At 68.4% G+C, this 22,824-nt stretch carries 19 protein-coding genes and 3 pseudogenes; 12 read left to right on the top strand and 10 right to left on the bottom strand.

Annotated elements, in window-relative coordinates:
• Positions 1-112 precede the first annotated feature (112 nt).
• Both IEZ19_RS22020 and IEZ19_RS22015 read right to left on the bottom strand, forming a co-directional pair.
• The gene (locus tag IEZ19_RS22020; protein WP_189312965.1) at positions 113-1,702 is read right to left on the bottom strand and encodes a phospholipase C; all 1,590 of its coding nucleotides are present in this window, start codon (positions 1,700-1,702) and stop codon (positions 113-115) included.
• A 38-nt stretch (positions 1,703-1,740) separates the two neighbouring features.
• A complete protein-coding gene (locus IEZ19_RS22015; RefSeq protein WP_189312964.1) occupies positions 1,741-3,534 on the bottom strand; it encodes an NHL domain-containing protein in 1,794 nt (597 codons plus the stop codon).
• Between IEZ19_RS22015 and IEZ19_RS22010 the strand changes: the two genes are divergently transcribed.
• Genes IEZ19_RS22010 through IEZ19_RS22000 form a run of 3 tightly spaced genes read left to right on the top strand, consistent with a single transcriptional unit; the run spans position 3,522 to position 7,108 of the window.
• On the top strand, positions 3,522-5,645 hold the full coding sequence (locus IEZ19_RS22010) for a CHAT domain-containing protein (protein ID WP_189312963.1): 2,124 nt from the start codon (positions 3,522-3,524) through the stop codon (positions 5,643-5,645). The two genes, IEZ19_RS22015 and IEZ19_RS22010, sit on opposite strands and share 13 nt — an antisense overlap.
• Before the next feature lie 2 nt (positions 5,646-5,647).
• Entirely contained in the window at positions 5,648-6,457 is an 810-nt protein-coding gene (locus IEZ19_RS52605) for a tetratricopeptide repeat protein (protein ID WP_189312962.1), read from the top strand.
• Between the two features lie 15 nt (positions 6,458-6,472).
• Positions 6,473-7,108: a tetratricopeptide repeat protein gene (locus IEZ19_RS22000; protein WP_189312961.1), complete on the top strand. Its 636-nt coding sequence runs from the start codon at positions 6,473-6,475 to the stop codon at positions 7,106-7,108.
• A 264-nt stretch (positions 7,109-7,372) separates the two neighbouring features.
• Here IEZ19_RS22000 and IEZ19_RS21995 read toward each other — a convergent pair whose 3' ends face one another.
• A complete protein-coding gene (locus tag IEZ19_RS21995) occupies positions 7,373-7,834 on the bottom strand; it encodes a hypothetical protein (RefSeq protein WP_189312960.1) in 462 nt (153 codons plus the stop codon).
• Positions 7,835-8,419: 585 nt separating this feature from the next.
• Positions 8,420-8,917 carry a hypothetical protein gene (locus IEZ19_RS21990; RefSeq protein WP_189312959.1) on the bottom strand — a complete coding sequence of 166 codons (498 nt, stop codon included), beginning with the start codon at positions 8,915-8,917 and terminating at the stop codon, positions 8,420-8,422.
• A 1,313-nt stretch (positions 8,918-10,230) separates the two neighbouring features.
• Between IEZ19_RS21990 and IEZ19_RS21985 the strand changes: the two genes are divergently transcribed.
• The 3 genes from IEZ19_RS21985 to IEZ19_RS21975 all read left to right on the top strand — a co-directional run bounded on the left by IEZ19_RS21985 (position 10,231) and on the right by IEZ19_RS21975 (position 11,673).
• A complete protein-coding gene (locus IEZ19_RS21985; RefSeq protein ID WP_189312958.1) occupies positions 10,231-10,761 on the top strand; it encodes a GNAT family N-acetyltransferase in 531 nt (176 codons plus the stop codon).
• 187 nt (positions 10,762-10,948) lie between these two features.
• A complete protein-coding gene (locus IEZ19_RS21980) occupies positions 10,949-11,239 on the top strand; it encodes a GMC family oxidoreductase N-terminal domain-containing protein (protein WP_189312957.1) in 291 nt (96 codons plus the stop codon).
• Complete coding sequence (locus IEZ19_RS21975) at positions 11,239-11,673, top strand: GMC oxidoreductase (RefSeq protein WP_189312956.1); 435 nt, start codon at positions 11,239-11,241, stop codon at positions 11,671-11,673. The genes IEZ19_RS21980 and IEZ19_RS21975 overlap by 1 nt, the downstream gene beginning before the upstream one ends.
• Before the next feature lie 374 nt (positions 11,674-12,047).
• On the opposite strand, the gene IEZ19_RS21970 is transcribed toward IEZ19_RS21975, so the two are convergent.
• A complete protein-coding gene (locus IEZ19_RS21970; protein WP_189312955.1) occupies positions 12,048-12,665 on the bottom strand; it encodes a BlaI/MecI/CopY family transcriptional regulator in 618 nt (205 codons plus the stop codon).
• Positions 12,666-13,009: 344 nt separating this feature from the next.
• On the opposite strand from IEZ19_RS21970, the pseudogene IEZ19_RS50835 reads away from it, so the two are divergent.
• From IEZ19_RS50835 to IEZ19_RS21950, 5 genes and pseudogenes are all read left to right on the top strand, one after another.
• Positions 13,010-13,224 (top strand): annotated as a pseudogene (locus tag IEZ19_RS50835) (IS5/IS1182 family transposase); the annotation flags it as partial.
• On the top strand, positions 13,179-13,496 hold the full coding sequence (locus tag IEZ19_RS21965) for a hypothetical protein (RefSeq protein ID WP_189312954.1): 318 nt from the start codon (positions 13,179-13,181) through the stop codon (positions 13,494-13,496). The pseudogene IEZ19_RS50835 and the gene IEZ19_RS21965, both read left to right, overlap by 46 nt.
• A 129-nt stretch (positions 13,497-13,625) precedes the next feature.
• A complete protein-coding gene (locus IEZ19_RS21960; protein ID WP_189312953.1) occupies positions 13,626-14,366 on the top strand; it encodes an HAD family hydrolase in 741 nt (246 codons plus the stop codon).
• A 73-nt stretch (positions 14,367-14,439) separates the two neighbouring features.
• Positions 14,440-14,562: pseudogene (locus IEZ19_RS50830) on the top strand (hypothetical protein); the annotation flags it as partial.
• 181 nt (positions 14,563-14,743) lie between these two features.
• On the top strand, positions 14,744-14,971 hold the full coding sequence (locus IEZ19_RS21950; RefSeq protein ID WP_189313130.1) for a hypothetical protein: 228 nt from the start codon (positions 14,744-14,746) through the stop codon (positions 14,969-14,971).
• 117 nt (positions 14,972-15,088) lie between these two features.
• Here the strand turns inward: IEZ19_RS21950 and IEZ19_RS21945 are convergent, their stop codons facing one another.
• The 5 genes and pseudogenes from IEZ19_RS21945 to IEZ19_RS21925 form a co-directional block, all read right to left on the bottom strand.
• Positions 15,089-16,966, bottom strand: a complete 1,878-nt coding sequence (locus tag IEZ19_RS21945) for a CocE/NonD family hydrolase (protein ID WP_189312952.1) — start codon at positions 16,964-16,966, stop codon at positions 15,089-15,091.
• A gap of 707 nt (positions 16,967-17,673) precedes the next feature.
• The gene (locus tag IEZ19_RS21940; RefSeq protein WP_229840635.1) at positions 17,674-18,885 is read right to left on the bottom strand and encodes a L,D-transpeptidase; all 1,212 of its coding nucleotides are present in this window, start codon (positions 18,883-18,885) and stop codon (positions 17,674-17,676) included.
• Positions 18,886-19,145: 260 nt separating this feature from the next.
• A pseudogene (locus IEZ19_RS50825) lies at positions 19,146-19,983 on the bottom strand (DEAD/DEAH box helicase); the annotation flags it as partial.
• Positions 19,984-20,108: 125 nt separating this feature from the next.
• Positions 20,109-21,470: a PP2C family protein-serine/threonine phosphatase gene (locus IEZ19_RS21930; protein WP_189312949.1), complete on the bottom strand. Its 1,362-nt coding sequence runs from the start codon at positions 21,468-21,470 to the stop codon at positions 20,109-20,111.
• Positions 21,471-21,538: 68 nt separating this feature from the next.
• On the bottom strand, positions 21,539-22,153 hold the full coding sequence (locus tag IEZ19_RS21925; RefSeq protein ID WP_189312948.1) for a CGNR zinc finger domain-containing protein: 615 nt from the start codon (positions 22,151-22,153) through the stop codon (positions 21,539-21,541).
• 103 nt (positions 22,154-22,256) lie between these two features.
• On the opposite strand from IEZ19_RS21925, the gene IEZ19_RS21920 reads away from it, so the two are divergent.
• Positions 22,257-22,682 (top strand): SDR family NAD(P)-dependent oxidoreductase, encoded by a 426-nt coding sequence (locus tag IEZ19_RS21920; RefSeq protein WP_189312947.1) that lies wholly within the window; start codon positions 22,257-22,259, stop codon positions 22,680-22,682.
• Positions 22,683-22,824 lie beyond the last annotated feature (142 nt).

Below are 22,824 nucleotides of genomic sequence, written 5' to 3'. Positions count from 1 at the left end.
CGCCGTGATGAGGCCTTGTTCGCGCAGCACGCGTACGAGGTGCGCGCCCGCTGAAATAGCCGTGGGGCCGCCCGCTTGTGGCGGACGGCCCTACGACCTTGTGCGCTATGGGTCAGCTCTGCTTACCGCTGTCGCGCAGTTGGTGCGGCATCGTCTGGGTTCCGCCCGGACGGGTCGGCATCGGCTGGGCCGCGGCCGTGGTCTGGGCGGCCAGGTTGGCTGCCGTGGTGGTGGCCTCGAACTGGGTGTTGGACGGGGCCGGCTGCGGCTTCTTGAGGTTCAAGGCGCCGGTGAAGTCGCCGAACGTCTTGCGCCGCCATGTGCTGATCGGTGTGAAGGTGACCGGGCCGTTGCCGGACAGGCCGCCGGCGGCGGTGATCGCCTCGATCAGCTGCAGTCCGGACGTGTGGTCGGAGACCTCGGAGAAGATCCGGCCGCCCACGGTCCACGGGGACACGATGATGCACGGCACCCGGAAGCCCGCGCCGACCGGCAGGCCGCCGCCCGGGGTGCCCTTCGGGGAGGGCACCTGCACGAACTCCTCGGGGTACTTGTCGGGGTCCGGGACGGGCGGCGGGACGTGGTCGAAGAAGCCGTCGTTCTCGTCGTAGTTGAGGACGAACACCGTCGAGTTCCACAGCTCTTCGTTGGCGGCGAGCGCCTCCAGTTTGGACGCGAGGTACTGTGCGCCGGCCGCTGGGAGGTTCGGCGGGTGCTCGTCGGCCGCGCTCGGCATCAGCAGCCAGGACACGTCCGGCAGGACGCCGTTGGCGCAGTCCTCCTCGAACGCGAGCGTCGGGTCGGTCGCCGGGCTCGGGGCGGCCGGGTTGCCGTGCCCGCCGGGCGTGCCGTCGCCGAACAGCGTGCCGCCGCTCATGATCGAGTTGTACAGGCCGGCCGGCAGGGTCGTGGTGTCCTGGAAGTTCTGGAACCAGGCGAACACGTTGAACCCGGTGGACGTGCCGGAGAAGTAGTTCTTGACGCTGTACCCCGCGTTGTACAGGATCTCCGCCGCCGACGGGTGCGTCAGCGGGTTCGGCGTCACGGTCTCCAGCACGGGCCCGCCGTACTTGCCCTGCGGGTCGTTGGTGCCGGACATCCACACCAGCCGGTTCGGGTCCGTCGGGCCCAGGACCGAGCAGTGGTAGTTGTCCAGCAGGGTGAACGACTCGGCGAGCGCCCAGTGGAACGGGATGTCCTCCCGGGTGAAGTAGCCCATCGTGTACGAGCCGTTCTGCTCGCCGTCCGAGGCGATGTGAGTGGTCAGCCAGCCGTCCATCTTGCCCTGGTTCCACGAGGCGTGCTGGTCGCGCCAGTCGTGGGACAGCGACGGGATCGCGGCGGCGCCCGTGGTGATGGTGGACATGTGAAACGGCTCCAGATATCCGTCCGGGTTGGCCGGGTCGGGCTGCTGGAAGACCGAGTTGCCGTTCGGCAGCTTGACGGCGGTCGGGTCGTCGAAGCCGCGGGCGCCGGGGAAGGTGCCGAAGTAGTGGTCGAAGGACCGGTTCTCCATCATCACGTACACGACGTGCTTGATCTGCGAGAGGCTGCCCTTGACCGGGCTCTGGGTCGCGGCCCGGGCGAGGTTCTCCGGCAGCAGGCCGGCCATGCCTGCGGCGCCGGCCAGGGCCGCCGCGCTGGTGACGAACTGGCGGCGGGACAGCCGCGGGCCGGCGGAATCAGTGGACTTGTCGCTCATCGTCTCTCTTGGTTTCTCTTCTTCGTCTCGTGGGTCCGTCAGGCCGTCGCCGGGGCCACCGGGCCCGCCGCGCCGTCGCCGGACCGCGTGACACCGATCACCTGCGCGACGGCGCTGTTGCGCGTGTCGGCGATGTAGAGGAGGTCGGTGGACGGGTCGATCGCGATCGCGTACGGGGTGTTGAGCTTCGACGCGGACGGGGCCGCGCCACTGGTCTCACCGCCGGGCGAGGCCGAGGAGTTCACCACGGTGGAGATGACTCCGTCCGAAGTGACCACGCGGATCGCGTTGTTGAAGGTATCGGCTATGAACAGGTCGCCGGCGCTGTCGACGGCCACGCCTTGCGGGTCGTTCAGCTGGGCCGAGGTCGCCGCGCCGCCGTCGCCGGAGAACCCGCCGAGGCCGTCGCCGCCCTTGCCGGCCGCGTAGTTGCCCGCGACGGTGGTGATGACCTGGGTCTCGGCGTCCACCCGGCGGATCACGTTGTTGGACGAGTCCGCGATGTACAGGTTGCCCTTGGCGTCCACCGCGAGGCCGGTCGGCATGTTCAGCCGCGCGGACTTGGCCGTGTCGCCGTCACCGTCGTACCCGGCCTTGCCGGTGCCGATCACGTGGGTGACGACGCCGTCCGAGGACACCTCGAGCACCCGGTTGTTGTAGGTGTCGGAGATGAACACGTCGCCCGCCGCGTCGACCGCCAGGCCCATGGGATGGTCGAGCCGGCTCGACTTGGCGTAGTGGGCGAAGTTCTCGCCCGCCACGCCGGTGCCCGCGAACTGCTGGATCACTCCGTCCTCGGTGACCACACGGACCACGTTGTCGCTGCTGTCGGCGATGTAGACGTTGCCGTCTGCGTCGACCGCGGTGCCGGTGGGCTGGTACAGCGTCGCCTCGTCGGCCTTGCCGCCGTCGCCCTTCAGGCCGTAGGCCTCCAGGGAGCCGGCGAAGATCGACGTGTCGCCGTTGCGCAGCTTCGCCACCACGTTGTCACCGGTGTTCGACACGTACACCGACTTGTCCGAGGCGGACACGCCCTGCGGGTGGTACAGCGAGCCCGGACTGACGTTGGGTACGGCGGCGCCGGTGCCCGGGTCGATGTGCGTGCCCACGTCGTCGCCGACCGACGCGTACGGCATCGTCTGCAGGATCGGGCCCGTCGGCCTGGCGTCCGAACCGATCGTCAGGTTCAGGTTGTCGGCCGTACCGTCGCTGTTGGCGCCGCTGCTGACGCCGACCGTGGCGATGCTGATGACGATCTGCTCGGTGTCGTCGGGGACCGTGCCGTACCAGGCCTGGGGGAGCAAGCTGGAGATGCTGTTGCGCTGGGCCGCGGTCACCGGGCCGATGACGCCCGTGCTGAGCGTGGAGCCGTCGGAGGCCAGGAACTTGGCGGTGACGGTCGCGTAGTCGCTCTGCGTCGCGTAGCCGCCGAGAGCGGCGGAGAGCTTGAACGGCTCGCCGCCCGCCTCGATCGAGCTGACGTCGATCTTCTGGGTGCCCGTGGTGGTGATGCCCGGGATCGAGACGGTGCTGGGGTTGGTGCCGCCGTAGAAGACCCGGCTGCCGGACACGCCGGGGTACGTCGACGCGCGGGACTCCTGCGTGCCGTCGGGGGCGTTCAGCGGGGAGGAGCTGGTCCAGCAGTTCGCGATCGTCTGGTCGTCGGTCAGCGGGGCGCCGAGCGCCGTCGCCGCCGTGTAGTCCTCGGCGCCGGGGTTCGCGATCAGGTTGGTGTTGAGGGCCGGGGTGACCTTGTCGGCGTCCGTGCAGAGCGCGGTGTAGGTCTGGCCGGAACCGTCCGCGGCGATGGTCAGGTTGAGTGGATCCGGCACACGACGTACACCACGCAGCGCTGATCACCACGCACGGCATGATCCTGCACCGGTACGCGAGTCGGCTGAACGACCAGGCACTGCTGCGCGAAGCACTCGAAGCCCACCGCAGGGCCTGGGAGCTGCCCGGCCTGCCCGAGCAGCATCAGGTGACCATGCTGTGCGGACTCACCGCGATCCTCACCGACCTGTACTCCCTGGTGCCCGGCGAGCCGGTCACCACGATCCGGGAAGCCGTGCGGCACGGAGAACGGGCACTGTCCCTGGCCGCGACCGACGACAGCGCGGCATCCTTCGTTCTCAACGAACTGTGCCGTGCCCGCAGACTGCTGGCCGCCACCGAGGACGACGCCGACGGGCTGCGCGCCGCGATCGCTCTGGCCGACCGGGCACTGGCGCTCGATGGATCCGCGGCCCCCGTCACCCTGATCGCCGTCCAGGTGGAACGCGCCCTGGCACAGGGCCGGCTGGCCGACCTCACCCATGACCGCGAACTGCTCGATGTGGCCCTCGCCGGTCTCGACCGCGTCGTGGGATCGGCCGACGCCCGGCCTGCCGTCCGGATGCGGGCCGCCCTCACCCAGACTGCCCTGGCCAGAGCCGGTGGCGCAGCCGCGATGGACCGGTTGGCGAAGGCCGTCGACGTACTGCGGTTGAACGTGGTGTCGGGCCCACTGTGGTCCGACCGGGAGCACGCGCTGCGCAGCTACTCGCTGCTGACCGAGGAGATCATCTCCACCGGCCTGGCCGCCGGCGACCCCGCCCGCACCGTGGAGCTCCTCGAACACAGTCGCGGTCTGTTGTCCGAAGACGCCATGGACATCCGCAGCGACGCGAGCCGGCTCGAACCCGCTCTGGCTGACCAACTGCGGGTCGTTTCCGCACACTTGCGTGCACTGGACGCCCGGGACCGGGCCATCCCCCAGGGCATCGACCGGCAGCAGGAACTCGACCGGAAGATCGCCGCCGAGCGCGTCGAGCTGACCGCCCGCTGGACAGAGCTGCGCGCCACGGTCCCCGAGCCCGCACCCCTCGACCTGGCGGCGATCGCTGCCGAAGGCCCCGTCGTCATGGTGGCGTCGGTCTCCTCGGGCGCCCATGCCCTCCTGCTCACCGGGGATCACGAGCCCGTACGCGTCCTCGACCTTCCCGAACTCGACTTCCACACCGCGAGCGAACGCGTCCTGACCTTCCTCACCGCCCGCCACTACGCCACCAGCGATGCCTACACCCTACGGGTGCGCCTCAGCGCGCAGGCCGAGGTGCGCGAGACCCTGGCCTGGCTGTGGGAGTGCGCCGCCGAACCCGTCCTGCGGGCACTCGGCCTGACCTCGACGCCCGAGGACACCTGGCCGCGCTTGTGGTGGTGTCCGCTGGGCTTCCTGGGCTATCTGCCCTGGCACGCGGCCGGCGCGGGCGCGGGCGTACTGGACCGGGTGATCTCCTCGTACACGGCGAGCCTGCGCGCGCTGGACTTCGTGCGGCGGATGCCGCCGAGCGCCGGTGACGGGCGGACGCTGATCGTCTCCCAGTCCGAGCCGCCCTCCGCAGCCGCGCTGCACGGCGTGGAGGCGGAGGTGGCCGCCCTGCGCACGCTGCTGCCCGATGCCACGCTGCTCGCCGGGTCCACGGCGACCCGGGCGAACGTGCTGGCCGCACTCCCGGGCCACGCCAGCGTCCACCTCGCCTGTCACGCGATGACCGAGGTGCACGCGCCGGGCACGAGCAGACTGCTGCTCGCCGACCACGAGGCGGCCCCGCTGACCGTTGCGGACCTCGCGGCCCTGCATCTGACCGGACGGCAGCTGGCGATGCTCTCGGCATGCAGCACGTCCGAGGTCAGCCCCGACCTCACCGACGAAAGCCTGCACCTGACCGGTGCCTTCCAGCTTGCCGGGTTCCGCCACGTCATCGGCGCCCTCTGGCCGGTCAGCGACGGCGTCGCCGGCGAAGTCTCGCGCTCCTTCTACGGCCACCTCACCGGCTCCGGCAGCCATGCACCGCGCACCGACGACTCCGCCCGGGCCCTGCACACGGCGGTGCGAGAACTGCGCGAGCGGTACCCCGCAACTCCGACGATCTGGGCTTCGTACATCCACACGGGAGCCTGACGATGAACGAGCCGAACGGCCTCTCGGACGAAGCCACCGCCCTGCTGACCACCGCTGCCTGGCTGGGCCCAGACCCGCTTCCGCCGGGCCTGCCGACGGCGTCCGCCGAGGCTCTGGAGGAACTCGCGGGACAGGGCATGCTCGTACGGCACCAGGACGGCGGCCACACCCTTCCCGGGGAAGCCCGCCACCAGGCCCGCGCCACGTACGGCACACGCGGCCGCGACGAGGCGATCCTCGCCCTCGGCGACTTCCTGGGAGAACGGGGCAGTCCGAGCGAGACGGCACGCTGCCTGTCCATGCTGCCGCACCTGACGTACTGGACAGAACAAACCCGGCCCGAGGACGACTTCCCGGCCGGGGCCATGATCGTCAACCGTACGGTGGTCCTGCTGCTGGAGAACAACATGGGCGCCAGGGCCGTTCCCCTTGCCCAGCGTTTCGTACGGACCTGCGAAGCACACATCGGCCGGGACGCGCCCGCCACCTTGACCGCCCGTTCGAACCTGGCCGCCGCCCATGACCAGGCGGGCGAATCCCTGCGCGGCGCCCGGCTGCTGGAGAAAGTCGTCGAGGCGCGCAGCGCGGCCCTGGGCGCGGGCCACCCCTCGGTCTGGGACGGTTACAACAACCTGGGTGGCATCTATCTGCGGGCGGGCGAGTACGAACGCGCTCAGCAGATCGTGGAACGGCTCGTCGAGCACCGCACCAAGACGCTCGGCCCCCGCGACCGAGCCACGCTCATGGCCCGCAACAACCTCGCCGTGATCTGGGAACGGGCCGGGCGGACCGCCGAGGCGCTCGCGCTCTGACAGGAGATCTTCCCCGTGTTCGAGGCCGTGCTGGGCGCGGGCGACTCCGACACGCTGGCGATCCGGGCAGCGCTGTACCAGGCCAGCCAGTCACTGGAGGAACAGCACATCTCCGAGGAGGCCGCACAGCGGGACCGCGCCGAGGACCTGGCGGAGATCGAGCAGCGGGTGGCGCATCTCTCCGCCGATCCCGAGCAGATCTCACTCCCGGCCGTCGCGGCACTGGTCGAACGGGCCACGGCGCTGCGTGACACAGGGCGTCTCGACGAGGCCGAGGCCGCGTTCACGGAGGCCATCGACAAGGGCCGGCGCGCCCTCGGAGACGGTCATCCGGTGGTCGTCTCCGCCCGGTACCGGCTCATTCACATCCATCGGCTACGCGGCCACACCGACGTGGCGCTGGCCGCGGCCCGGGCAGCGCTGGCGGAGGCAGACCGCGGTCTGGGCCGCACCCATTACGAGACCCTGATCACGGCCGCCGGCGTCATCACCCTTCTCCTCGAAGCTCAACAGGTGGAAGAGCACGAGGAGCTGCTGGAGGACCGCCTCGCGGACATCATCGAAGGGCTCGGCTTCTCCCATCCCCTTGTCCGGGCCCTTGCCGCGCACCGTGCTTCGCTCACGCTCGGGCAACCTGACTGGAGGCGATGACGGGCACCGCGTAGGACGCAGCGGGCCTTGCGCGCACCGTGAACGGACCGGCCGCGTCACCGGAGAGCCGATGACACTCATCCGCCGGGCGCGGCCACTGAATGTAGTCCACTGCTCGGTGGCGCCGGATGAGTGCTGCCCAGGTGTGGAAGTCTCCACTCACGATGAAAGCAGCGGATTCCCGCGCTGCGCGTGGAAATCCGGCTCACGGTGATCAGCTCCAGGGTGCCACGGATCTCGTACGCGCCCGCCGCCGTCGGCCCGTCACCATCGCCGCACGGCGTGGCGTGTGCTGTGAATCATGCGTGAGCTGACAGTGTCGTTCGTCGCGAACGGATGATTTCTGCGCCTGAAGTCGACGGGGATGTCCAGGGCGAAGAAGCCTTTCCCGTGCCCCGTCCGCGCGCGCAGGCGGATCCGGTGTTCCGCCACCGGCACTGTTTCGGGGATTTGGAGGTACCACGTCTGCTTCCACGGCCCGGCAGGCGGTTTGGGGTCGCCCGACAGCCCTGCGCCCATAATCGCCAGCAGATCGGGAAGCGTGTAGTTCCTGTCCAGCATCTTCAGCGGACCGAACTTCATGACCACATTGCAGATGATCCGGGTCAGATCGACGGGCTCTTTGAGGCGGGCGTCCATCTGACAGCGGAGCTGGTGCCCGAGACGCGGCAGTGCGGGGGTCAGCGTGAGGTCGAGGATGTCCAGGATGTGGTTGTCGTCGCTCACGTCCTCCACCAGATAAATACACACATCAATCACTCCGTACAGTCATGGATACGGATGGCCCTGACCGTCTTGCGTGCCGCACTGGGTGGCGGGGCGTGACGCAGGGTCCGAGTCGGCGTGGCCGCCCGATATGGGCGATCGGTTACGCACAGGCCGACGGCGGCGACCGCCGGCGCCCATTCCCCGAGCACGGCAGCAGCGCGAACATGCGGCCGCCGTCACATCGAGCCCAGCCCGTGCGTCCGATCACGCGCAGGGGAAAGGGCAACCGCACGCGGCGTGCGGCTTGGGCCTCACCCGATTGGAGGTACCCGAACGTCGGGATGGGAGCCGGTGGACATTGCGCAGGGACAAGCAGGGACAGGTGCCAACGGGAGGCGTTTTGGCGGGAGTCACTCGGCCGCTCGGCCGGTGAAAGAGGAGGGATGGTCTTCCGGGCAGACCCGTAGTGCCTCCCGTCCGGCACTGGCAGGGTGTGCAGGGCGTGCGGGTTGTCGGACAATCGAACCCCGGCCCGATTGCGGCGGGCCGGGGCTCCTCATCCTGCTACCGGCTCGGGACCAGCCCCAGGCAACCGGCACGGGACTAGTCCCAGTCCTTGTGGTGCGAGATCACCCGGAAGCTGCCGACCACGCCGTCCTCGACGTGGATGCCCTCGGTGTGGCCGGTGTTCACGCCGTCGCTCTGGCTGCGGGGGCCGACGACGGCGACGGGGGCGCCGTTGTCGCACACCGCCCCGCGGAAGACCTCGACCGTCTTGCGGCTGTCGTTGCGGATGTTGAGGGTCTTGGCACCCAGACCGCTGACCACGGTGATGCAGTCGCCCGGGCGGGACGAGTACGACCGCTCGTTGATGTGGATCCGGCCTTCCTCGAAGTTCTCGTTCTCGTTCTTGTTGCCGTTGCCCTTGCTCTGTCCGGAGTCGCCGCCGAAGAGAGCCGCCTCGGCAGCGGCTGCGGCCGCGGCCGGGGCCACCTGAGGCACTGGTGCGGAGGCCGCCGCGGCGTAGGTGATGCCGGTCGCAGCCACGGCCGAGGCAGCCGCGACAGCCGCGGTGACAATCGTGGAGCGGGGGGTCTGCATATTGCTTCTCCTGTCTCAGAGATGCCGGCTCGACAGTCGACATGCAGTGAACGTACCCAGGCCTGTCATATCGGGCATATCGGAGATTTGATGCCAGGGTGCCGATCGGGGTATTTGTGGTGCCCGCCTGGCCGCCTCTGGGTGCCTGATTGGATGTCAAATTTCGATTCATATAAGCACTTTGAAATACTATTAGCCCTTTAAGGTGATCTCCTGACGCCTGCTCACCCCGCTCAGCAGCGTGTCGTTGCGGATACGACGAGGTGCGGCACGGTATAGGGACTAATCGCTCCACGTGGCGAGACCTGCACGCTGACCTGCGAGAACACAGGTCGTGCCGTCGCGCGAGGGGGAGGACGCGGCGGGCGCAGTTGCTTCCTCGGCGGGCTGGACCTTGCCTGGAGGGCTGCCGTGGCCGGGGCTGGGGCGTGGCCGCGGCCAGGGGGAAGCAGGGCTGCCTTGTCCGTTCCGGGATCGCGTGGACGGCGGCGGCCCGGATCGCATAGCGAGCCTTCCACTCGTCGGTGTCCTGGGCCCGGCGGACGGCTTCGAGGGCCTCGTGGCGCTCGCGCGGGAGGAAGGTGATGCCCCGGCCCCGGCCCCGGCGGCCTGACGGGGGCTTGGTGCACTGCGCCTCAGTTTCGTGCCCGGCTCTGCCGTGGTCACGAACAGGGCGGCGGTGGTGCAACCGGCATCCACGACGTGCACCGGCAGCAACTACCGTTCGACGAGCGTCTGGTGACTGGTTCGCAGGTTTCCGTGAGGTGCGCCTTACAGCCGGTCCGCCTGGAGCGGCGCGCCGCGCACCGCAAGAGCTTTTGCAAGCGCGGGGAAAAGACTTCCCGCCGACTCCGGAACACCTACAACCAGATCAAACGGCTACGCGCAACAGTCACGCGCCGCGCCACCGACTGGTAGCACCAGACCACTACCGAACTCGCCCGCACCTACGGCGTGATCGTGGTGGAAAGACTGGACATCCCGATGGGCGCACTGTCGTACCGGTGTGGCGTCGGATGGTCGAGGAAGACAGCGTGACGCGACGTCCGAGGAGGGCCGGTGATCTCCGGTGGCACGACGTGGTGAAGCTCCTGGTGGGCGGGTTCACGACCAAGATCACCTGTCGTCCACCAGGAGCTTCGTCGTGCTTGTCCACCGGTCCGCGATCGATCTGTCCGGTTCGAGTGCGGCCCTACGGCTGCTGTCGCGGCCCCAGCCGGCCGAGTGGCCCTGCTCGGTGGGGCGACCGCATAGCTTGGTGACGGTTGGACAAGCCAGTTGATCGACTCGTTGCGCTGCAGTAGTAATGCCGGATGATACGTGGCAACAAGATCGGGCTGCGCGCCCGGCATGAGGCGGATATTCCGGTACTCCATGCTGTGCTCTACAACGACGTGGCAACCCGGTCCCGCCAGGATCCCCGGGCCTGGCAGCCGATACCACCAGGGTCGCCCCACTCTCCCTATGCAGTGGCTGAGCCGTCGGGCAAGGTAGCTGCCTTCTCGGTGGTGGAACTCGATTCGCAAGCACTGGTCGGTGCCGCCTCACTGTGGGGCATCGACACGCACAACAGGTCGGCGCACCTGGGGATCTCCGTGCTCCCTGACTTCCGCGGTCGTGGGTTCAGCTCGGACGTCGTCCGGGTGCTGTGCGAGTACGGGTTCGCAGTACGTGGACTGCAGCGGCTGCAGGTGGAAACCCTCGCGGACAACGCTGCGATGATCGCGGCGGCGAAGAAGGCGGGGTTCACGATCGAGGGCACGTTGCGCTGTGCGGCCTGGGTATATGGAGCATTCGTCGACAAGGTTGTCCTCGGCCTTCTCGCTCATGAGTGGACTGCCTGACGAGAGGTTGGGGGTCTGAGGGCCGGCTGCCGACGAACGTGCAGGCGGGGATCCGAGACTTTGGGCGCGAATCGCCGCCGACCGTTGTTTGGAGCTCAACGCGTCAGCATGAGGTTGAGAAGGCTCAACGGAGCGCTATAGCCCGAGTTCGACCCGGCGGGTCCACTTCGTTACGCCGCACGTTCTGATGCTGTCGGGGATCGGCCCGGCCGACGCCCTTCGCGGACACGGCATCGCCCCGGTGGCGAAACTGCCCGGTGTGGGTGAGAACCTGCATGATCATCCGCGCGCCGCCATCGTCTACCGAGGCGCCCGCCCGGTGCCACCGGCAGCCAGCAACCACGGCGAGGCGCTGGGGCTGCTGCGCAGCGATCCGGCCGTGGACCGCACAGACCTGCAGATCGCCATCGTCGACGTCCCGATGATTCCACCTCGCTGCGCGGACCCGAGACGGGCTACACGATCACGCCGCCGCTGATGCAGCCATACAGCCGTGGCACCGTCCGGCTGGCGAGCGCCTGCCCGGATGCCGCGCCCGTCGTCGACCCGCGCTACCTGAGTGATTCCAGGGACCTGGACGCCATGGTGGTGGCTCTGAACATCGCTCGGGAGACCGGGCAGAGGCGGGCGCTGGCTCCGTGGCGCGGTGAGGAAGCCGTCCCAGGGGCCGGGGTGCACGACGACGCGACTCTGCGGGCCCATGCCGAGGCTGCGATGGAGTCCTACTTCCATCCGGTGGGCACCTGCCGGATGGGAAGCGACGACATGTCCGTCGTGGACGGTGATCTGCGGGTGCACGGTTTCAGCGGGTTGCGGATCGCCGACGCATCGGTGATGCCCTCGATCGTGTCCGGCAACATCGATGCCACGGTCTACGCCCTTGCCGAACGCGCAGCGGATCTCATCGGCTGAGCAGTGAGCACTGGTCGAGACGGGCTCGGCCCGCCGCCCGCTGCCGGGCTGGTCACCGTAGTCGAGGGCGTCCCGAGCAGAGGGCTTCGATGCCTGCGCCGAACCGGGTCTGCTGAGACCTCCGCATAAAGCGGCGCGCGGCTGCCTGCTGGCCCAGATGGCGGGCACGGGCGTCCCGGCCTTGCTGCCCCGCTTCCTGCCGCGCGTACCTGACAGGCCGCAGAATACCCGTTCCTGAGACCTCGGTAGCGGAGATTCTGCGGCGACTGCGGCATCAATTCCCGCCGCCGCACGCGGAGTTCGAGCTGCGTGCCGCGGACGACATGCCCGTTGATCGGCCCGGTGGGGACTGCCGGGACCGCGCAGGCTGTTGCTTACTTCTCGGAGCTTACTGTCTGCCGCTCTTGCGGTTCGGGTGTCTTTTCACCGGCTGCTGCCGCGTAGAAGACCGACTTGCCTTGCTTGGAGCGCTCGACCAGTCCCTTGGCGACCAGGTTCTCCACGGTGGTGCGTACGACCGTGGTCTTGACGTTGCGCTCGGGGTGGGCCTCCGTGAGCGCCGAGGTGATCTCTGCTGCCGATCGAGGTTCGGACTCCTGCGCCAGATGCCGACCGACGAGTTCGACGAGCGTGGGCTGGGCCGCCTCTGCACGAGTACTGGGTGTCTTGGCTGCGGTCTCCTGCGTCGTGGCCTTGGGCTTGGGCGTCGAGGACGCCGCCCCCTTCTTACGGCGGGAGGGAGTTGGAGCTTCGCGGGGCCCGGGGACGGCTGCCGTCTCGGCCACGGCGAGAGCCGGATTGTCGCCCGCCAGCGCCTTCTGCACACCGAGCAGCACACCCTGGTCCTGCTGCAGCGCCGTCAACTGCTCTTGGAGGGCGGTGACTTCGGTGTGGATGCGTTCCTGTTCCTTGGCGTTGCGCTCAAGGTCAGCAGCTACCTGTTCGGCGTACTGGGCTTTGATTCTGACTGTGTGCGACTGGGCTTCGGACATAGCTGCAACCTTTCATCGGTGCTTGTGGTGATGATGCCGGATCGTACTCGTTGGTTTTGTGGACTGCGAGGCACCTGGTGAACCGGCATTCACGGCCCGGTCTTTCACGGCATGCCACAACTGATGGATCGTGCGACGCGGCGATGCTGCTGTTCAAAGGGGTAATCGTGCTCTTGAATTCTGAGCCGGTGTGGCAAGGCGGCTTTGCAGCAGGATACTGCCAGAAGATGTCCGAGGCCGCCTCACCTCATCGCCAGCTGGTGAGGATATGTGTCTGCATGAGTTGGTCGAGCAGTTCCGTGGCCTGGGAGGGAAAGTCCACACAACTGTGCGACCAGTTCTGGGAGACGGCGTCTCGCCAGGCCAGTCAGCGTTGCCATGTGGCATGTACCTACGCCTGGCAGAACGCCTTCCACCGGTTCGCCCGTTGCTACGAGCGGCGCGCCACCGTCGTCGACGCATCTTCGACCTCGTCGACGCGGTCATCAGCGTGAGCAGTCTGATCCTGTGGGCATGGACGACTCACCGCTGGGACGAACGCCCGAACCGCCGGCCATGACCGCACCATCATCCGCGCCACATCTAAACGTCACGCACCGCGAGCAGTTCGACCGCTGCCCCAGACGACTCCAGCAGTGGTGCAGCGGCAGACCGCCGGGGATCCGCCCGGTAGGCAGCGAGATCCTCGCTGGTGGGGAAGGTTATGAGGTGGGCCTCGACCTGATCGTCCAGAGTGCGCAGTCGGCGCTCAAGATGCCCTCCATACTCGGCAAGGAGGGGCAGGACAGCGCCTTCATAAGCGTCGAAGGCGTCCAAGCCCCCTTCAGGTAGCCGCGCGAGCATCAAGTAGGTGACGGCCATGGCCCCCTCAAGCGGTCTGTAACCGGTGTTTTTCTGAGCTTAGCCGGAGTACACGCCCTCAACTGGTGTCAAGGACAGGCATCACGAGATGATCATCCTATGGCAGATGTGATTTTCTTCGATCTGGACGGCACCCTGGTCGATCACCGAAGCGCGGTCTTGGAGACGATCGGCCAGATCGTCCAGGCCGCGCCGAACGCGACGGCTCCGCCGGAGGAGCTGGTGACGTTGTGGTGGACGCTGGAGGCGCGCCACATGCGGGAATACCTGGCCGGTCAGTGCTCCTTCACCGAGCACCACCGACGCAGGCTCCGTTCCTTCCTGCCGATGCTCGGCGAGCCGGTCCCTGAAAGTCCCGGCCTTCTGGACGCCTGGATCGCCGAGCGCTACCTCACCGTGTTCGAGGAGTCCTGGCGGTGCTATCCCGATGTCCAGCCATGCCTGGAGACCCTGAAACGGCTTCCCCGAGGACCGCGTCTGGCTGTTCTCACCAACGGGGACCCCGAGCAGCAGCGCGCCAAGCTCGCCCGCTTCGGCCTCCTCGAATACTTCGAAGCTGTCCTGACCCCGACCGAGCTCGGTGTGGCCAAACCCGTCGCCTACACCACCGCCTGCCGACAGATGCGGACGGACCCCGCGCAGGCGGTCAACGTGGGCGACATGCTGGAAAGCGATGTAACCGCAGCCGCCCTCGCCGGGCTCACCGGCATCTGGCTGGACCGCGGCATCGACTTCGTCACCGGTGGACCCTCGCCGACGGCAGACGAGACGGTGCTCCGCATCGAACGGCTCACCGACCTCCCCGACCACCTGACCGGCTTTCACGGCCGTCGTAAGTGAGCGACCGGGTCCACGCCTTCCCCGGGGGCACGCATCAGCTGGTTCCAAGAACCATGCCCGGGTCCCGACTACCGTGGCGCGGCTCTTCAACACCGCCCATCTGCGCGACCTCTTCGTCGGGACGACGTTTTCCGCCGACGACTTCCGCAGGATATTCGCCACCGACCTGGTCAACTCCGGGCTGCCCAGCCACATCGGTGCCGCGTTGCTCGGACACCTGAACATCCGGACCACCCGCGGATACGTCGCGGCCTTCGATGACGACATCGTGTGGCACTGCCAGCGCTTCCTCGACCAGCGCCGCGGCTCCGGCCGGAGGAGGAGTACAGGAACCCCACGTCCGAGGAGTGGGCGGAGCTCCAGGAGCACTTCGACGAATGTCTTCCGCCGCCTTGTCGTACGTCGCGGCCTCCGCCTCGGCCGTCGCGGTCCAGGCGACGGAGCAGGTCGGCGCGGGCGGCGTGGCCGACGTGGTGGGCATCCAGATCCAGGGCTTGGACCGGGGCAGCGCCGTCGCCGGGCCCGCGGTCTCCGCGGTTCATGTCCGGCGGAGGCTCCGGCACCGCCCATTGGTCTCGGCAGTCAACTCCCCCTGCCATGCATGATCAGGACAACGAGGCACTGTTCGGGGGAGACATGCCTGGTGCCTGGGCCGGTGCCGGACGGTGCTCCGGAGCGGGGCCGGGAGCCGTGCCGGCCGGCGCCGGCCTGCGGGCGTGGGATCAGATGTGGCCGCCGGGCGTCACGGCGAAGGAAGCCGGACCGGCCGGCAGGTCCACCGTGTACTGGCGCAGGTAGGTGTTCAGGTACGGTGAGCGGTCTCCCTGGGTGGCCACGTCGTCGGACGGGCCGTCCAGGGACAGCCTCAGCACGGCGCCCGAGACGTTGATGGTCTGACCGGACGGGGTGTCACGCCACGACCCGGTCTGGATCGAACCGATCTCCACGGCCAGGACATGCCCGGCCGCCAGCGTCCAGTCGGTCGCCTTGAGGTCGACGCTCATCCGGCCCGCCTTGAGCAGGGAGACTTGTTCGTCGAACATCACGGCCTTGCCGTCCGGGCCGACGTCGTAGAGCTTGAGCATGACGTTGCCCTCGCCCTTCGCGGTCAGGGAGACGTTCGGTGTGGCGGTCAGCCGTACGTCTTGGGCGAGCGGCTGTGACCAGACGAAGAAGCTGGAACCGATCTCACCGGCCTGCTGCCTCTTCGCGATGCCCTTGGCCAGCCCCTTGGGCGCCGGCTGCTCGGTGGCCGGGGCGTTCTCCATGTCCCAGTTGCCCGACGGCTGCACCGCCTCGGGTGCCGGCGTGCCGGCTGCGGCCAGGTTGGCGCGGGCGGAGGCACCGCCGTCGTCGAGGTAACTGCCGTTCCCCAGCGGGAGGGTGACGTTGCGCTCCACCACCGGCCAGGTGTCCTGGGCCCGCCAGCGACCGGTGGAGTCCTCGACGGAGTACGTCGGGTAGTCGACCGAGGGCTGAACTCCCTTGAGGTACTGGTCGTAGAAGGACAGCGTCTCGTCGTACCAGCCCTCGCGGCCCATGGCAAGGCGACCGTCGCTCACCCGGTCGCCACCACGCACGTGGTCCCACTGGCCGACCCAACCGCGCTCCGGGCCGGTGTGGTTGGTGAGGTACTCCTGCATCTCCTCGGGCTTGGTGTTGTTCTCGATGAAGCCCTGGGTGACGAAGAGCGGCGTGTTGGTGCCCTGAGCCATCTTGGCCAGGTCACGGGAGGTCCAGAACGGGTCGTTCTGGTCGGATATCCGGTAGCCGGCCGAGTTCTCGGTCAGGCACCCCGGGTGGTTGTCCTCGTACCGGGCGTTGGCCTGATAGCGCGCGTCGTCGTCGGACAGCGGGGCCATCGTGGCGATGCCGTTGTAGGCATTCGCGGTTCCGGTCACATTAGGGCGGGGGACGCCGTTGGAGTAGATGTACTGGTACATGTCCCAGAGGGGCTCCCCGGCGACAACGGCCTTCAGCGCGGACTGCTTCAGGTCGTTGCCGATGAGGCCGGTGACGGCGTCGTAGGACTTGCCGTACATGCCCACCGCGCCGGTCGACCACGGCTGGCTCGCGGCCCAGTTGATCGCGGCCTTCACGTCGGCCTGCTCGCCGGGACCGCCCCAGTCGAGGCAGCCGGTCGAGCCGCCGAAGCCGCGCAGGTCGACCATGAGGAACGCGTAGCCGTGGGCGAAGAGGTCGCTGCCCTCGATGAAGTCCTGGAAGCGGTTCGAGGGACCGGTGTGGGTCCAGCCCTCGGGGTTCGTCTGGCCCATGTGCCCGAAGTACGGGCCGATGGAGAGGATGACCGGCACCTTCTGCCCGGCGGGTACGCCTTCGGGCATCAGCAGGTCGCCGTGAAGTTCGGTACCGGAGTCGTCCGAGGACGGGAAGTAGTGCTGGGTCCAGACCGAGCCCTCCGGGACACGGTCGTTCTGCTCGTGCGTGATGCCGTCGGTCGCGGTGGCGACCGCCGTGGTCGGGCTCTGAGCGGAAGTGGCGGCCGGTGACGCGACGGCAGGGCCGGCGAGTGCGCCGGTCAGCGCCAGAGTGGTGACGAGTGCCGAGGCTGCCCAGCCGGGCGCGCGACGTCTGTTCACATGCTCTCCCGAGTCGTCGGTACGGAGCGGAACGGCGGTTCCGGTCGAGCGGCAGCGCCCCGCCCGCCGTCGCAGCGACGACGGGCGGTCGCACACATGTCAGGAACGGGACCATGTGTGCGAACTCTGGCTGGAACCGATGGCGAGCGAGCCTAAGGTCAGCACTGAAACGCGTCAACGGTGCTGTGTATCCGTCGTGTTACTGATGTGACGGGAACAAGTCCGTTTCTGATAGGGGCGGTTGTGGGATACGACGATGGAAATGTCTGCTGTATCCCAGCGGATGGGGCTGGTTCGCCATGTCGGCCGGGTCCTCGCCGCCGCCACGACCCTGAGGGGGAGCAGCCGGGAACGCCCTGGCCGCCTGTCGGCCGGACCGCAGGCTTCGCTGTGAAGGGAGGTCATGAAGGACGACGCCGCATGACCTGTGGCCCCCGGGGGATCTTGAACACCGCGCTGTTCGCGATCAGCTTCTTACAACCCCGTACCAAGCGAGACTGGGCGGGCAATGGGCGCACAGAACCGGTGTCGAACAGCCCGTCGGTCCGCCGGCATCGGTCGTCTGTCGGGCGACGTGACGCAACCGCGGTTCCACACGCGGTGAGGGCTGTTCGAGCGCCCTGACGCCGCAGGCGGCGGGCGACACGGTGTCGCCCGCCGCCTGGCGGAAGGGATTCAGGTTCGGACGCGTGGGGAGTGGCGTGGCGTCAGTGGGTCGCGCTGCCCGCGACCCACTCGCTCCACGGCATGTTCCAGTCGCTGAGGCCGTTGTCCGGAGCCACTGTGGTCTTGTCCGCGGAGTTCTTGACGATCACGACGTCACCGATCATCGAGTGGTCGAAGAACCACGCGGCGGGCTGCTTGCTGTCGCCGCCGCCCTTGACGTCCTTCAGGCCCACGCAGCCGTGGCTGGTGTTGACCTTGCCGAAGATCGAGTCGGCACCCCAGTAGTTGCCGTGGATGAAGGTGCCCGAGTCGGTCAGGCGCATGGCGTGCGGTACGGCCTGGATGTCGTAGGAGGGCTTGCCGTCCTTCTCCGTGAGGCCGACGGTCGCACCGTTCATGTGGACCTGCCTGAACTTCTGGGAGATGACCATCTGACCGTTGTACGTCGGGTGCTCGGTGCTGCCGGACGAGATCGGGATGGTCTTGATCGTCTTGCCGTCCCGTACGACGGTCATCTGCTTCGTCTTGGCGTCGACCGTGCTGACCTGGCTGCGGCCGATCTTGAACGTGACCGTCTTCTGGATGCCGTGGAGGTTGAGCGTGGCGGTGACGGTGGAGCCGGGCTTCCAGTAGTTCTTGGGGCGGAAGTCCAGGCGGTGGTCGTTGAACCAGTGGCCGACGACCTGCTGGCCGCTGCTGGAGCTGACCTGGATCTTCGACTCCATGGCGGCCTTGTTGCTGATCGCCTTGTCGAAGTTGACCGTCACCGGCATGCCCACGCCGACGGTCGAGCCGTTCTCGGGGGAGAGGTGCCCGATGAAGTTGTTGGCCGGGGAGACCGTGGTGATCGTCGCGTTCCCGGTGACGGGGCGGCCCTTGGCGTCCGTGGCCTCCGAGGTGACCTGGTACTTGGTGGCCCGCTCCAGGGGGCCGTTCGGCTTCCAGGACGTGCCGTCCGCGGACAGGGTGCCCGCAACCTCGGTACCGGTCGCGACGGCGGTCATGGTCACCTTGGTGAGATTGCCGTTGCTGACGGTGACCTTGACGGGGTCGTTGATCCCGACGTCGTAGGCACCTTGCCTGGGCGTGATCTTTATTCGGGCGTCGGAAGCCTCCTGGGGGGCCGCCTGATTCGCCCGCGCCGGCGGTTTCGGGTGATTCCCGGCGTCGTTGCCGCTGGTGGCAGCGTTGCTGGTACCGCCGAGCGCCGTGAGTGAGAGCACACCGCCGAGTACACCGACCGCAGCCACCAGTCGGGTGCGTCCTTTACGTGCCGTGATCAAACGCTTCTCCCGTGTCACTGGTCGTTGAATCCCTGGAGCTGGATGCCTAGGGAGTGGCAAATAGCTATAAAACTACTTATAGACATTTGTCCGCCCTGAAATGAGCAAATTGTGGTGAAGACCACGCGCCGTCGAGCGCTTGCTGAGGCCCTGTTCGATCGACGGACGGCGCGTAGTCGATGTGCTCTCGCCGCCCGGACCCGGTCCGGAGCCGGTCATTACGGGGACGCCCGGTTCAGGCGGAGCGCCCGGCCGATGTTCTGCACGATCTCGGCCCGGGAGCCGCGGGTGTCGGCGAAGCAGATGGCCTCCACTCCACGCTCACCGGCGACGTCGACGCCTTCCCCGAGAACCCGCACGGAGGTGAGGAAGGCCCTGCGTACGTCCCGGCCCCGGCGTCGATGCTGTTGGCACTGTCGGAGCACTTCGCGCCGTTCGGCCGCTAGGTGGTCGCAGCACAGCCATGCCGACCACACCCGGTCCCGGGTACGTGGCGGCCGGCCTCCAGGTCGTAGACCCCCGCGCCGGCCGAGGACCTCGGCAGCCGGTCCGGCTTGGCCAGGCCGTCGTCGGCCGCGTGGGTGACGTACAGCTCCGAGGCCGTCGCCGGCAGCTGCTCCGCGAAGGTGGCGGCATCGGGATGGCCTGCCCGACCTTCTGGTGGAAGGTCATGACGGTGCGCAGTTGTACGCCGCCGCGTGCTCCACGAGGGCAAGGCGTCGGCCCCGCAGTGCGTCCTCGGAGAGTCCGGCCGCGGGGGAGGGGCCGCGGATGTCCCGGACGTCGATGTCTGAGGGGGTGAGGTTCTCCCGCTCGATCGCCTCCGAGAGTGCGTGTTCGGCCGGCCACGCGCTGTACGTCCGCCCGGGTCGTCGGCCACGGTCGCGGCCTCGGCATGCTGGCCGTCCGCGCCTCTCTGCGGGCGGGGTGAGGCGAGGATGCGTGGGGTCGCGGTCAGGCACAGCCGGAAGCCGCCGGTATGCGGGCGTTGACGTGGGTCGCCGTCCACGGCCTTCCAAGATCACCGTCGGCGGCGTGGGCTTCGTCCCCGATGGCGAGGTCGAAGCCGTCCACAATGCGCACCCGGGGCCTTGCTCACGGCCGTCACGCCCGCGTCCCGGCCGTCCTCGAACGCCGGCCCCCGAAAGGCCGCGCCATGCCGCCCAGCTCCACCACCGCGCACTGAGCCCCGGCTACTGCTCAGCCGCCAGCGCGGCCACCAGGTCGTCCGCCTCGTCCGCGGGCACGCCCTGAGCCTTGAGCAGCGCAAACAGCCGCAACCGGGCGTTGGCCTCCGCCGCGTTCGATACCGCGTCACCCTGGAGCGACTCCGTCTGCTGCGCCCGGTCGCCGCATCGGCGTGACGTCATTTCTCGGGTCGGCGGATGTGCTGAGGCCACTGGTGGGGGGTGGGAGGGGGAAGGGGCACTCGTGCAGCGTCGCTGGACGGCGACGAGGGCGACGTCGTCGCGTACCTCTCCGCCGGCGTGGGCGGTGAGGTCGGTCAGGAGGCCGGTGATGACGCTGTGTGGTTCGTCCGTGTCCAGGGTGGCGAAGCGGTCCAGCGCCGGGTAGAACGTCCCGGATGCGTCGCGGGCCTCGATGAGCCCGTCGGTGTACAGCAGCAGTGTGTCGCCGGGGTCGTAGCGGAAGGTGTCGACGCGGTACCCCGGGTCCGGTCCGCCCAGGCCGAGTGGCGGCGCCGGCTGGGCCAGGTCCAGCAGACAGGTGCCGGTGCGGCGCGACATCATCGGATTCGGGTGACCGCAGCTGATCACGCGGACTTCGGTGGTGTCGTCGGGGACCTCGACGACGAGGGCGGTGATGAACCGCTCGGACGCATCACCTTCGCAGTCTGCGTACTGGGCCAGGTGCCGTTGCACGCTGGTCTCCAGTGACCGGGCCAGCTTGTCGAGGGTCGCGTCGCGGTGCGCGGACTCCCGGAACGACCCCAGCACCGCTGCGGCGTCGTCGACGGCCGCGAGGCCCTTGCCCCGTACGTCGCCGATCAGGAAGCGGACCGTGCCGTCGACGCGCTCCGCCGCGTAGATGTCACCCCCGATGCGCGCGTGGGCGTCGGCCGACCGGTATGCGGCCGCGATCCTCAAGCAGCCGACCCGGCACGGCAGCGGACGCAGCAGGGCCCGCTGGGCCGTCTCCGACACGGCTCTGATGGCTGCGAGCGTCTGGTGGTCCATGTCGCGTATGCGCCGCAGGACGAGCACGAGACCGCAGATCACCAGTACGTCCAGGACGTGGATCGGCAGGATCGACGACCGGGCGAGACCGTCGCGGATGTCCACGGCGACGGAGCCGACGCAGGCGAGGCCGGTCATGCAGAGCGTGACGCGGGCGTGGGGAGCGACCGCGGTCAGCGCCGGCACCGCGACGAACAGGGAGCCGAAATGGATGTCCTCGGGGATGAGAAGGCCCGCCAGCGTGATCGTGACCAGCGTCGCCGAAGCGACCAGCGGGGAGGCGTGCCGGCGTAGCCACGCCTTCAGCGGGCTCTGGGAGATCATCACCGGCACGGGTTCGGGGTCGATGCTGGTCACAAGGCGCACCTGGATTCTCTCGGGTCCTCTGGCCTCCCTGAGACCGCTCCACCGGCGGTTCCGGACCCTCAGTTGCCGTCGGTTGCCGCGGCGTCCTGTTGGCGCTTTCGCTCGCGGTAGTTTCGCATGGATACCGCGGACCCGCAGCTCGGGCTGCAGTACCGCGCCGCTCCGTTGCGTGTGCGGTCGAAGAAACCGAAGTGGCATGGAGGGTTGCGGCAGGCTTTCAGGCGCTGCCAGTCACCTTGCTGAGCGAAGGTCGTGACGGCGGCGAGCACCCTTGCGAACACACCCGCGACGCCGGTCTGCTCAGAGGTCAGAGTGGCGCCGTCGGCGGTCACGACGCTGACCAGCGGGTAAAGACTGCCGGCCCGACGGAGGTGCTGCTCGGCGGCCTCCAGCGGTGCGCCGAGACTGTCCTGATCGCCGGAGTGGGCGAGCAGCATGGTCACCAGGGCGTCCCGCAGCTCGCGCGCCGTCGCGGCATCGGCGGCGGTGACGATGTTCTGCCCGCCGGCTCGGTCGTGCGCGGAGAGCCAGGCACTGAACGCGCCGGCATCGCCGAAGAGCTCTTGGCGTCCATCTCCGTCAGCGCGCGTGTTCACAAAGGCCAGGACCAGCTCCGTCTCCGGAGACTCGGCGCGGGGCCCTCGCGCTGAGGCATGTATCGCACTCCTGTTCATGGCCCCCAACTTACATCAGTGAAAGCTGTAATTCCAATTAAGGCGCAACTCTGATGTGCTGAGAGATTGACTAGTTGCGTGCAAAGTCGTTACGGTCATAACTATGACATCAACGCATACCTCTTCCCGAACCTGGCTGATCACCGGTGCGACGTCCGGCATCGGCCGAGAGCTGACCGTCCAGGCACTCGAAGCCGGTGAGAACGTCGCGGCGCTCGCCCGAAACATCGCAGGCTTGGCCGAGTTGCAGGAGGCCCACCCCGATCACCTGCTCGCCATCGACACCGATGTACGTGACGAGGCAGCCGTGGCCGCCGCGGTGGACCGCGCCGTCACTCGCTTCGGTCGCATCGACGTGGTCGCCAACAACGCGGGCTACGGACTGTTCGGCGCGGTCGAGGAATCCACCGACGCGCAGGCCCGTTCCGTGTTCGACACGAACGTGTTCGGCGTTCTGAACGTGTTGCGCGCCACCCTGCCTGTGCTACCGGCTTCATTCGCAGTGCTCCGGCGTTTACGCCGGGGGTGAATCGAATCATGTCGTAGCGGCGCGGAGCGGCGCAGCGACTTGGTTCGCGGAGCGAACCGGTGCCGGTCGGTGAGTGCCGTCATGGAGCGGCGGAAGACGGCTCCGGCGGAGCCGGGCAGGGCTCACGTCAGACGGGGCGGTT

It is taken from the genome of Streptomyces brasiliensis, assembly GCF_014647875.1.
In the GTDB taxonomy this organism is placed as follows: Bacteria; Actinomycetota; Actinomycetes; order Streptomycetales; family Streptomycetaceae; genus Streptomyces; species Streptomyces brasiliensis.
Note: the sequence above shows the minus strand (reverse complement) of the source record. Positions and strands in the feature narration are given on the sequence as shown.